This is a genomic window from Lysinibacillus sp. FSL K6-3209, assembly GCF_037976175.1.
Classification (GTDB): Bacteria; Bacillota; Bacilli; order Bacillales_A; family Planococcaceae; genus Lysinibacillus; species Lysinibacillus sphaericus_D.
Window position 1 is genome coordinate 2,481,484 of sequence record NZ_CP150264.1, and the last position, 11,900, is coordinate 2,493,383.

The 11,900-nt window shown below is 32.1% G+C and carries 14 protein-coding genes; 3 read left to right on the plus strand and 11 right to left on the minus strand.

Features of this window, described 5'->3' with window-relative positions; translation table 11 throughout:
• The first annotated feature begins 180 nt into the window (after nt 1-180).
• Nucleotides 181-480 (plus strand): hypothetical protein, encoded by a 300-nt coding sequence (locus tag MHH88_RS11960; RefSeq protein WP_339258290.1) that lies wholly within the window; start codon nt 181-183, stop codon nt 478-480.
• A 319-nt stretch (nt 481-799) separates the two neighbouring features.
• Here MHH88_RS11960 and MHH88_RS11965 read toward each other — a convergent pair.
• From MHH88_RS11965 to MHH88_RS12005, 9 genes are all read right to left on the minus strand, one after another.
• Nucleotides 800-2,154 (minus strand): IS3 family transposase gene (locus tag MHH88_RS11965; protein ID WP_337982349.1). Its coding sequence is split into 2 segments (ribosomal slippage): nt 800-1,701 and nt 1,701-2,154, totalling 1,356 coding nucleotides; the frame shifts between segments, so codons are not numbered across the junction.
• A gap of 86 nt (nt 2,155-2,240) precedes the next feature.
• On the minus strand, nt 2,241-2,879 hold the full coding sequence (locus MHH88_RS11970) for a DUF6241 domain-containing protein (RefSeq protein ID WP_339258294.1): 639 nt from the start codon (nt 2,877-2,879) through the stop codon (nt 2,241-2,243).
• A 198-nt stretch (nt 2,880-3,077) separates the two neighbouring features.
• Nucleotides 3,078-3,398, minus strand: coding sequence for a class I SAM-dependent methyltransferase (locus tag MHH88_RS11975; RefSeq protein WP_339258296.1), 321 nt, complete (start codon nt 3,396-3,398; stop codon nt 3,078-3,080).
• Between the two features lie 565 nt (nt 3,399-3,963).
• The gene (locus MHH88_RS11980; RefSeq protein ID WP_339258298.1) at nt 3,964-4,596 is read right to left on the minus strand and encodes a type 1 glutamine amidotransferase family protein; all 633 of its coding nucleotides are present in this window, start codon (nt 4,594-4,596) and stop codon (nt 3,964-3,966) included.
• A 74-nt stretch (nt 4,597-4,670) separates the two neighbouring features.
• Nucleotides 4,671-5,633 carry a YafY family protein gene (locus tag MHH88_RS11985; protein ID WP_339258300.1) on the minus strand — a complete coding sequence of 321 codons (963 nt, stop codon included), beginning with the start codon at nt 5,631-5,633 and terminating at the stop codon, nt 4,671-4,673.
• An 827-nt stretch (nt 5,634-6,460) separates the two neighbouring features.
• Nucleotides 6,461-6,682, minus strand: a complete 222-nt coding sequence (locus MHH88_RS11990) for a hypothetical protein (RefSeq protein WP_103976416.1) — start codon at nt 6,680-6,682, stop codon at nt 6,461-6,463.
• Nucleotides 6,683-6,944: 262 nt separating this feature from the next.
• Entirely contained in the window at nt 6,945-7,397 is a 453-nt protein-coding gene (locus MHH88_RS11995; RefSeq protein WP_339258303.1) for an OsmC family protein, read from the minus strand.
• Nucleotides 7,398-7,677: 280 nt separating this feature from the next.
• On the minus strand, nt 7,678-8,202 hold the full coding sequence (locus MHH88_RS12000; RefSeq protein ID WP_339258305.1) for a hypothetical protein: 525 nt from the start codon (nt 8,200-8,202) through the stop codon (nt 7,678-7,680).
• 285 nt (nt 8,203-8,487) lie between these two features.
• On the minus strand, nt 8,488-9,846 hold the full coding sequence (locus MHH88_RS12005; RefSeq protein ID WP_339258307.1) for an aspartate aminotransferase family protein: 1,359 nt from the start codon (nt 9,844-9,846) through the stop codon (nt 8,488-8,490).
• Nucleotides 9,847-10,210: 364 nt separating this feature from the next.
• On the opposite strand from MHH88_RS12005, the gene MHH88_RS12010 reads away from it, so the two are divergent.
• Entirely contained in the window at nt 10,211-10,333 is a 123-nt protein-coding gene (locus tag MHH88_RS12010; RefSeq protein WP_256093183.1) for a hypothetical protein, read from the plus strand.
• A 287-nt stretch (nt 10,334-10,620) separates the two neighbouring features.
• Nucleotides 10,621-10,761 (plus strand): hypothetical protein, encoded by a 141-nt coding sequence (locus MHH88_RS12015; RefSeq protein WP_339258310.1) that lies wholly within the window; start codon nt 10,621-10,623, stop codon nt 10,759-10,761.
• Between the two features lie 143 nt (nt 10,762-10,904).
• On the opposite strand, the gene MHH88_RS12020 is transcribed toward MHH88_RS12015, so the two are convergent.
• Together MHH88_RS12020 and MHH88_RS12025 are read right to left on the minus strand one after the other, a co-directional pair.
• Nucleotides 10,905-11,138 (minus strand): DUF3953 domain-containing protein, encoded by a 234-nt coding sequence (locus MHH88_RS12020; RefSeq protein WP_069512270.1) that lies wholly within the window; start codon nt 11,136-11,138, stop codon nt 10,905-10,907.
• A gap of 122 nt (nt 11,139-11,260) precedes the next feature.
• The gene (locus tag MHH88_RS12025) at nt 11,261-11,497 is read right to left on the minus strand and encodes a hypothetical protein (protein ID WP_339258313.1); all 237 of its coding nucleotides are present in this window, start codon (nt 11,495-11,497) and stop codon (nt 11,261-11,263) included.
• Nucleotides 11,498-11,900 lie beyond the last annotated feature (403 nt).

The window sequence follows — 11,900 nt, forward strand, 5'->3', positions numbered from 1 at the left end:
GTTCATATCAGAATAGACTTTCGTGACTTTTTTGTGTAGCGAGTTGGCATGGGTTATAGGTTGTTATACACTTAAAAATTATACTAAATTTATATATACAATCAGTGGTTGATTACCTAAAATGGTAAATAGTTGTTTCTTAAAAAGGAGGTAAATTTATTGTTTAATTGTACTAGCTGCTTGGCAAAAAATTCTTATAAAAAGATTGTAAGAGAAGGCCTAACTCTCTATACATGTGAATATTGCAATACAGTTAAAGAAGATCCTGATAATATTACTCTTTCTTCAGCTAAAGATTTAGTAGCTCAAGTAGAAGAAGTTCCTGAATATAATAAAAAAAATGTTACTACCTTTAATGTATTAATTGCGATTTCAATTATTATTAGTTTATTAATATTTATAATAATAGCAACAGACACAAGTGTAATTATCGAAGATATACTTGAAATTTTCGGACTTGTTACCGATGAGCAAAACTGAATTACAGAAAGTTATATAACATTTTTCTATATAATGAGACCAAGACTACATTTTATGCTACTTGGTCTTCAAAATATTTTTAATAAACTTATATCCATACAATGAATTTTACCATTCAATTTTTCAGTCATAACTTATCCTCCATTAGCAAATATTATAGGTTAATAGAAGATGACTTATAATGTAAATTTCGCTCTCAAAAGAAAGTACCGGTAGTTCAGCAGCAATGACTTTTCAATTGTTACATTTAAGTGCAAAATAAAAACACCCCGAAGGATGTTATGAAGTGACCCCTAAAAGTTAGACACGGTTATTTCATTTAGGCAGCTTGGGTAAACTGAGTTCGGTATTGTACCGGACTCAGTTTTAATTTTGCCTTAATTCGTTTCGTATTGTAATACGTTATATAGTTTTCAAGTTCCAATTTAAAATGCTCAACACTTTCGAACTCCTTTAAATAAAGGAATTCCGATTTCAAAATCCCAAAGAAATTCTCCATCACCGAGTTGTCATAACAGTTGCCTTTACGTGACATACTTTGCACAATGCCTTTTGATGCAAGTGCGTGACGGTATTGCTTCATTTGATAATGCCAGCCTTGATCGGAATGCATCAGTAATTGGCGTTCCTCTGGTAACTTCTCTAATGCTTTCTCCAACATTTCTGAGACAAGTGAATACGTTGGTCGATGACCAATTGTGTAAGTAATAATTTCTCCGTTAAATAAGTCTAAAACAGGGGATAAATAGAGTTTTTCACCAAACAATTTAAACTCTGAAATATCTGTTACCCACTTTTCATTAGGGGCTTCAGCTGTAAATTTGCGGTCTAAAATATTCGGTGCGATTTTACCGACTGTCCCTTTATATGATTTATACTTTTTCATTCTGACTACGCACTTTAAACGAAGTGTTTTCATGATACGTTGTACTTTCTTATGATTCACTCTTCGTCCACGATTTGCGAGTTCATCACGAATGCGACGGTATCCGTAACGGCCTTCATGTTCGTTATAGATGGATTGAATTTCAGCCTTTAAGTCGGTATCTGGATCGGGACGATTCAGTTTCTTCACTATGTCATAATACGTACTACGTGGAATCTGTGCGAATTCGACAAGTGCCTTCACCGAGTATTTATGCCTTAATTCATAGATGACCTTTACTTTGTCTTCTTTGGTGATGTTTCTTTGGCTTGAACTAAGGCGTTCAACTTTTTTAAATACTCGTTTTCCATTTCAAGCTGCTTGATACGAGCTTGAAGTGCTTCTGGTGAGCCTTCTACTGGTGTATGTTTTGGTTGTTTATTGGTTTCTTTTTTCATGGATGGACGCCCCTTTTCCTTTGATTGAAGGGCATCGAATCCTTTTGTTTCAAACTGTTTTCGCCAATGAATAATGGACGATGGAGCTGCTATACCAAAGATAGCCGCTGTTTCTATTAAGGACGTGCCGTGCTCAATCATGAAGTTTAGTACGTCTAGTTTAAACTGTGCTGTATAGTTTGTATATGATTTTATAAACGCTTCAACACCGTTATACTCATATTGTTTAGCCCAGTTTAGAATAGCCTTATGATCTGTCCCAATCGATTTAGCAATTTCATGTGAACTTTCTTTGCCTTCTAAGTATCGTAAAGCTGCTTGTAATTTTTCCTCTGCAGTATATTTAGCCATTAAAAAACTGCACCTCCAATTGTTAGATGTGTCTAACAATTGGGGTGCAGTTCATTAGCAATTATTATTTAACTTCTAAAAATAGATTAATTCTGCTTTTCTGTTGAGCCAAAGACTTCATCTACCTCTTTAGCAAAAACTTGGAAAATATAGTTTATCTCTTGTTCTTCCGAAGCAATACCTGTTGCTAAACCTTCAGGTGGTTTCCCTCCTTGAATAAACATTAAAATATTATGGTCATCGTCAACTGTTGAAAAATCACCTTTTTTCCAACGTTTTAATATATCTAGGTATATTTCATAAGGTGCATACTTATCAGACATTTTATGACGTTCATAGTTATCTTTGTTTTCTTCTACCATCTGTATTAATGTGTCGATTCTTTCTGGTGTAATCATAATAGAACCTTCTTTCGATTCAGCGATAATCTTTTGGTGTGCCATCTCTTGAATCACTTCTTCAACTAGATTGCCAACGAAGGGTTCATCTCCACTTTTCCAATCATCAATTTTCTTGGAGAAAATAGGGGTTTCCCAACCTATCCCGCTCACATCCACCGTCGATACAAATTTTTCTTTTGTATCTTCTTTTGAAGTGTTCTCTAATTCTTTCACATCTTGTTCCATCTCTTCTTTTTCATAGATCTTTTCTGAGATTAAAAGTGTACCACCTATACTCAATAACGCAGTTAAAATAACGATACCTAAAACATATGTCCACTTCATTAATTCCACCACCATTATTAACATTTTAATCCAAATTATCATATATAATCCTTTTTGTAAACAAAGATTTCAGGTTCTCGTCTCTTGGTAATACACTTAATAAATCATCATTTAATCACACAATTTCTCTCTTTATTTCCATCTATGTGATTTTTTAATGTGCAATACCTTATGTAACAATTAAAAAACACTGTGATTTCATACGTGAAAGAATGTGTGTTTTAACTCTATATTAACTTTTTTATCTCTGAAGTAACTTCCACGATTCAACTCAAGAGGTTTTTTTCGTCTATAATTCTTTTTTATAATTATTTGATGTATCAACGCTCTTTCAAGAAGTAAATTGTAATCGTTGCTTTCTAAGCTTGTATGAAGTGTATCACCTTGCTTAAATGATATGTTTTGAAATTCTCTACAGTTATCTCTTGCACCATTAAGTATTTCTTTGGAAAAATCAACACCGGTAACAAAGGCTACTCTCATTTTCAGATATCGCCTTTGAATAAATACTCCCACCACACCCTATATCCAACGCCTTAGAGATATTCTCGAACTGTTTATAACCTTACCCCACGAATCATCAGCTTTTCGAGTTAAATAAGTATTACGGTTTTGCTCATTATGAAAATTAATATCCATTTAAAATCCCTCATTTCAACAGGAATGTTAAGTTGCATTTTACTTCAACTAACTATATTACTTTATATATCCAATTAAAGTTTGTTTAATAGAACTATTCTTTAATAAAAATTAACCTTATGTTCCAATATAATCCTCAAAGCTGAATTAAGAGTGTAAGACTATTGCTCAACAAAATGGCCCTTCAATAAAAAACGAGCGCTGATTCTTGTTACAGAATCGCCCCCGATTGTGGAAGATCATTCCAACATAATTACCAAAGAAAAAAGCACACCTTTGATCAATAAGATTAAAAAGAGATTTAGTTACCAATCCTATTTATAACAACTTCAGAAGTGCTTTGTAAGTTCTTTACTTCCATAAACATATTTAAGTTATATACAAAAACTATCACTTTTACATTTTCTAAAGCATGATTTATAAAACTGCCTCGTTGATTTTTAGCTCAGCTATTTATTGAATTCATTAACTGGAAGAAGTATTCAGGTTGATGAGTCTTATTTAGGTTATACCATGAATGTAATGTGTCAGGTGCAAATACATCTAGTTTTTTCAGTACTTCCATCGTAAATTCTAGAGGTGCTACTCCTGATGCAGTAATCAAATTCTCACCAGATACCGCAGGTCTCATCTCATAAAATTTTTCCCCTTTATAATTAGGACAGACCATTTTAATATACTCTAAGTCATTGCTTGTGTGTTTTCTAGAATCTAAGTATCCCATATTCGCAAGAGCCTCAGTTGCACCACAAATTGCAGCAACAATAGTGCCAAACTTTAGAGCTTGGCCAATTCTCTCCAAGACAGGTTGATGAATTTCTTCACTCCAAGTAGTCCCTCCTGGTAAAATTAAAATATCTTTACTCTCAAGAATACATTCATCAAGTGAAATATCGGGTTTTATGCTCAGTCCTCCCATAGTAGTAATCATTTCTTTATTAGCTCCTACTGTAATTACTTTTAAAGGGGCTAAATTTTTTTTGAAATATCTTCCCGAGTTTAGTTCAGCAATTAAATATCCATATTCAAAGTCCGACATTGTATTAAATACATATAGAAAAACTTTTTTTGTTTGCATCCAATAGCACTCCAATCACAATTGATATAGCTATTATAAAATAACTTCCCTGACAGTTAACGTCAGGGAAGTCATCATACTTGATGATATTTTATTAATCCCGTCAGAACTTCAATAATTCTTTTCTTAAGACTTATTGGCTCGATAACTTTAATAGATTTATTGTACGGCAAAAGTAAATAAGGTACATATGTATGTATTATATCTTTTTCAAGAAGAAAAACTGCTTGATTTGATGTCCGTGTTTGTAAATAATGTCCTAAAAACCAATGTTGGCAAATATCAGCCAATACACTTTTATCTCCATTAATAACCAAAGAAATAATTCTATCTTTATCTTCTATAGTTGGGAGAAGATTTTTTATAAAAATGTCACGTGCTGAAAAATTTTCTGGCCGGTCAAATTTATTTTCGGTTAGCATTAGACTTTCAATTCGATCTACTCTAAAACTACGGATATCATTTCTAAGATGACAAAATCCAATCACATACCACTTATTATTCCAATAGATAATTCTGTACGGATCGACCAATCTATAATTTATTTCCTTTTTGCCAGTTTTATGGTGAAGAATTTTTACTGAGTACCCGTCAGCTACGGCCTGCTCCAACTCCTTCAAAAAAGGTTCCATAGAGAGTGAACTTAATCGACTTATTACTTCAAGACTAGTTAAATGTTGGTTTATCTTTGTTTTCTGCTCTTGATTTGAGTATTTACTTAATTTTGAAATGGCTCTATTTAGTGCCTCACCTCCATAATATCCTGCTTCTTCTGCAAAAACAGCAGCGTGAAATAGTGAAGTTTGCTCCTCAAAATCAAAAAAAAGAGGAGCCTCAATAAAATTGTTCATTAAAGTGTATCCACCGTTATGTCCTGGTTCTGAAATTATAGGTACGCCACTTGTTGAAATCGTATCAATATAACGATACACAGTCCTTATATTCATCTCTAACTTTTCTGAAATTTGTTTTGCTGTAATTTTTTCACCTGAACGAAGCATCCATAGAATTGCTAACATATTGTCAATTTTAGGCATATAATTCCACCTCTATATAGAATTTATTATCTATCATATATCCTTGAATTAGATTATTCTGTCTTTTATAATTCTTAACAATCTATATCTGATTTTTAGTATAACCCATCAACTGCGTTATTCCATAATCTGGCCCGCGATTGTTGAACATATGTTATTAAAAGAAGTAGCTCATTGGCTACTTCATCATCTGACTCAAAATATTATTTCTTACTCTAAAAATTATCGTACTAGATAATCTCATATGCTTTCCAATTGCACGCATGCTATCCCCATCTAGCAGTCTATGAAAGACTTCAACCTCTCTATCCCCTTCTACAAATGGAATGCGGTTCTGCACTTGTATGTATCAGCGCTCAATTATTTGAGGATTGAGCCAGTTGTCATTTAATGCTGTGCGATTCATCACGACATAGTTATTATTTTTAGCTACTTGGATAATCCCAATTTGCCCTAGCCATCCTTTTTTGTGTTACAAAATGCCATTAGAATGTGGTATTTAAATTAGAAAATAAAAAAATAATTTCCCGGGTAAGCGCAAGAAATGACAAAAAACAACCTATTGATTCTATTGCTAATAAACAATCTTGTATTTAAAATTACATAATGTTTTTTTATCAACTTTATAAATATAAAAAATCAAAAGCACATGAAAAAACATGTGCTTTTGGTTTATCAAGGGTAAAACAATTATTTTGCTATTACTACTTTATCAAGATACACTGCCCCTTTTCTGTACATCTTTGGTTTCACTCCCTGAAAAGACAAAAATAAAAAAAGCTAGAATGCATGATTAGGATCAGTTCCATAGCAAAAACCGCGTTTCATCACCACTTCTCATTATATTTATGCTCTTTAAAATGAATGTACTCAGTATTTTTGATTCTTGTCCAACTACTAATTGCATTCAAGATTATCATAAAGATTACAAATAAAACAGAACCTACCACAAAATGCCCTAAGAAAAAAGTAACAAACGCCGCAACCAATAGGGCTATTATTAAAATTATCGCTAATATTTGTAATTTACTCTTCTTCTGATTATTCATCGACCCAACCTCCCATTAAACATATTCTCTGTACCTTTTAACAGGTTAATATCGTCTATTTTACAATGTTCTAAAGTATTACACAAAAATATACCCATCACTAAAAATAGAGCCATTTATGTATGTCTTGCCCCAGTTTGTAAATAACAAGGGAGGAAACACTTAGTGCCCCTCCCTCGCAGTATATAAAGTTACTTGAAAATCGTTTGGAACATTCTGAATATCTAGCTTACAATTATATTACGTATTACATAAAAATAGATTAAACTACAGAATTCTCAATAACAATTCCTGAAGACACAAGATTTACTGTATTAGCAATCGTATCACCTACAGGGCAACGTGCTTCAATATATTTTTTAAATTCTTCTACCTTTTCCTCTGATGCATTCGTTTTGATATGAAAAGTATATCGGATTGATATAAATCCTGGTCTTACATCGGACTTGCCTAAAAAGCCATCTGTATCAAGGTCTCCTTCTAATTCAACCCAGAAATCTTGAAGGTCTATATCAAATTTCTTCGCATAAGTTCTTGCTACTATTGATTGACATGCCCCCAAAGCCGAAAGAAGGAGTTCTACAGGGTTTGGAGCTTGATCATCTCCACCTAATTCTTTTGGTTCATCGACAATAATTTTATGACCTCTAACATGAGCTTCTACCAAAACCTTTTCTTTTAAAAATGTGTTTGCCTTAAATGTTGTTATCGCCATTTAAAATCACTCCTTTTTATAATTTGATTCTTTTTTAAACATCGAATAAGTTTTTATACCTTATTAAGTTTATAAGAATACAACAGTATTTCTTTTATGCTACTTGTAACTTTTTCTTTAGTCAACTACTAATTAAAAATTTTATTAAATCAAGGAAAGCTAATAGCATTAAACCTATTCCAAAATACATAAATGATGAAGCAACCCGAAAATCACTTCATCTACTTGTATGGCTCATATTATGTTTTGTAGCAATCGGACAAATAACTTTTAATATCGATTAATTTTTAAAGCTATCAATTATAGTTAAGAAATACTTTGCTTTCGATTGGTAACGTTTTGAATTGACCGCTTTTTTAATTAAAAATAATATTACCAAAATATAAACAGCTTGCATAAAATAATAATACGTTACTGGGAGCTGTTTAAATAAAATTTCTTTTGACATTTCTTTATAGATAAGTAAAAAAGCAAATAGTCCTACACCACTAAGGTTTATTATCGAAACTCTATCATATGTACATTCAATTTCTACTAATCTAGCCTTCAAAAATAATCGATCTTCTGTAGAAAGAGTTTTAATATTTTTTATATAATCTTTAATATTTGAATTTCTTTTCTCATATTTTAGGAGTCTTTTAAAAATAGTAAACAAACTCTCCCCATTCCAATCATCTCTTTTTAGGTGTTTACTTAAAAACTTTATTAAATCTTTATCTTTACAATTGTAAATACTTTTTATCAACTCCCTCTGATCTCTTGAATTTGTTTCTGTTTCTAACAATTCACTATTCCCTCTAACCATTTTTTTACACCTCTTTTTCACTATACCATATTTACATCATTACACATATGCTGTTAAGGTGCTGAAAGTGTTACAACACTAGATTTCCCAAACTTCACAAACCTAATTTTGTAAATATCTTTATTATAAAATGGTCAAGCAAAATAAAAATAGCGCCGACAATAGCGCTACTTTAAAATTATATTGGTTTTTGTAATTCTACCTTTTAACCTTTACTTTTATTGTTTCTTTATATAATAAAAAACACCTCATAGCGATGTTTAATCAATTTTTCATAAATCTATATTACTTCGCTAAAACCTCTTGGATAGATTGTTCTAAAATATCCATTGCCAGCTCTAATTCTTGTGCCTTAATAATCAGTGGTGGCGTGAGCGTAAGCACATTTCCTTGTGATACTTTAAAACTTAATCCCTTTTCCATACATTTATACATTACTTGTTCTGCTTCGACTATAGCTTTTTCTTTCGAATGGCGGTCCAATACTAGTTCTACGCCATATAAAAGACCGATTCCTCGTACATCACCAATAATTTCATACTGCTCTTGCATCTTTTTAAGCCGTATTCTCATATACTCTCCTAATTGATTAGCATTTTCTATTAATTTAAAATCCTCAATATAATGAAGAGTAGCCAAGGCTGCTGCACAGCCTAGCGAACTTTTTTCATGCGTGTAATGACCAAGTGCAATATCTTGGGCAACATCCAGTTCTCCTTTTACGAGCATCGCCGCCATTGGAAACACACCTCCACCCAATCCTTTTCCCAGTAAAACAATATCTGGAATAACTCCAAAGTTTTCAAAAGTGAACATTTTTCCTGTTCGTCCTAAAGCAGTTGGAATTTCATCAAAAATCATTAATATATTATTCCGATCACAAATATTGCGTAAACGTTGATAGTACTCTTTTGGCGGGATATGTACGTCTGTACAACGAACAGGCTCTAAAATAATTGCACCGATTTCATTTTCTCTTTCTAGTATATACTCTAGATAGTCAAGTGATTTAAACCTACCATTGTCATCCTCAAACAAACCGCGATATGAATTATAAGGAGCTATATGTAGAGTTCCTGGCATTAAAGGGCCCATACCGTTACGGAAAAGCGCTTCTCCTCCAACTGAAATCGCGTCTAAAGATGCGCCGTGAAATGAATCCCACATCGATATCGTTTTAAATTTACCTGTTGCCTTTCGAACAAGCTTTAAAGCCATACCAACAGCTGAAGTTCCTCCAGGTGCCAAAAGTACTTTATTTAAAGGTTCTGGTGCAATAGCAACTAATTTTTTTGCTAACTGGATTGCAACTTTATTTGTATAACGTCTTGGAGAGAATGGCAGTTTATCCAACTGCTCTTTTACGGCACGAATAACATACTCATTCCCATAACCTATTTGATGAACATTATTTCCGTGAAAATCCATATACTTTCTTCCATCTATATCCTCTATGTAAATGCCATAGCTTTTTTCAATTATATTTAAACAAGGAGTAGAAAGAGACTGATGTAAATAATACTTAGCGTCATCGTTTATAAACTCAAACGATTCTTTACTTAAATGATTTTCTTGCCAGATCGACCGTGTTTTTGTTAAATTAATATCCCCCTCTGTTCTTAAAACTTCAGTGTTTTTTTCCATGATTTTTTCTCCTCTCATACTAGAAATTTCTTCTTTCCCCTAATCAAACTACCACGCGTTTTTTAATTAGATATTAATATTATGTAAATCTTTTCAATTAATCATTTGATATGCAGCAAAGGAGCGCTTCACTATATTCAACTTCTTTTCATTGAAAATCTCTCTAATTTGCTTTTACATGTGACGACGCAGCAGTTTTTTTATATTATTCACATGAATTTTCTTAATAGAAGCTCCACCAATTTTTACTGTGTGTATTTGGTGAAGTAACTTCAATAACCTCAATAATATTAAAACTGCAACGCCTAACCCAGTAGGTTATATTGTGCTATAATTAGATTAACAAAAATTAGGAGGCAAACTAATGCTTGGTATTACATTCGTAGTTTTTACCTTCGCTATAGCAGCGACAGTTATTGCCCTTCTTAATGACATGAAGGTCAAGAAATTAGAAAAACGTATCGAAGTACTTGAAAGAAATAAGTAATGCTATATTGGGAATTTTAGAGGGATGTTTTACTCTCTCTATTTTCATTTATCCATCATTTTGTTTAATAATTACACATTGCCTTATTAATTTGTTTACTGATTGTAACCTTTCTATTTACAACACGTCCTAATTTTATAAAGCCAAACTAGAAAAGAGGTTTCTCGATAATTGATAGAAAAGACTATAGTGATCATCTTATTAAAGTAAAGTTTAATTTAGGTGGATTAGAGATAGAAAGTATTCAAAATCAAGTAATTCATATAACACAAAAAACACATCAACTGGTGGTAGATTATGAGTTCAAAAATGATAATAATCAAGTTGTACTATTGTTAACGATTCCTGTTCAAGCGATACCTGAAATTGTACGTTCATTAGCTCAAAATAATATAGGCATTTATGAAGTAAGTAAATTCAATGCGTAGTATTAGCTCTGCACAATTGTAAGTATTTGATTTTTTATACATTTTCACTACACAAAAAAAAGACGTACCAATAAGGCATGTCTTTTATTGCTTATTTTCAATTGTGTGTCCGATTACAGTCAATTTATAAATAACGCCTATATTTACCTAAATATAAAACTTTGAATTGATACATATACTAAAAATAAAAATATACCTATTAAGAACCAGCCGTAAGCTTTTCTCTCGCTTTGATATGCATTAATGCCTAAAGTTAACATGGATAAACTTAAGAAGAATATCGTTAAGAAATTAAACTGATAATCACGTGTGACAAGTCCATAAGTTGAAAGCGCGATTACGATGATTCCAAAAACAATTGGTAGAATTTTCAGCATATCCTTTCACTCCTCTTTAAATTACTTCTTTTTTTATCATGCAAAAAGATACTATGGAGATAACTATAAATGTCCAACCTTCTAAATTTAACATTATATAATTCTTAAGATAAGTAATGCTTTTAACCAATCGCTATAAAGTGCTCGTCAGGAGCATTCTCTTTACTTATTGTCCTCCAGAGATGTGGGTAGAACCATTCTACTTCTCTTTGAGTATCTCCATAGGCATAATTGATGCAATGAAATGTTTTGGTATTTCGATCAAAAGCAATTTCACCATCCAACTTGTCGCTCTCACGCCTATATCGGTATACAATTTGCTTTTCATCCTCAGTTATTTTGTTAAGTTTCCACCACATGTTAGCCCCTCCTACTAAAAATGACTACCTTAACTAAAGACTCCCGCTTCTATCTGTATCATATTTACATAATAAGGGAATCTATATTGTACTAAAGCACCACCTTTTATAAGCGCAATGTATAGATTTTCCAAGAAATTCTTTAACATAAATTTCACCATTGTTATGCTTCTTTAATGATAATGCTTGATTATCTATTCCGCTTTGTGTTGAAGCAAACGTCTACGTTTTTTGTGCTACAATTTATATAAAATACATAATGAGGTTAAAAATATGGCATTTATCAGGAAATATATCTATCTCCTCTACTTTTTATCACTGTTTTTAATTTTATTGATTCGTGATTATTTTAAATACGGTAATTGGAACTTGCTTAGTAACTTTTTCTTTTCTCTATGGACCG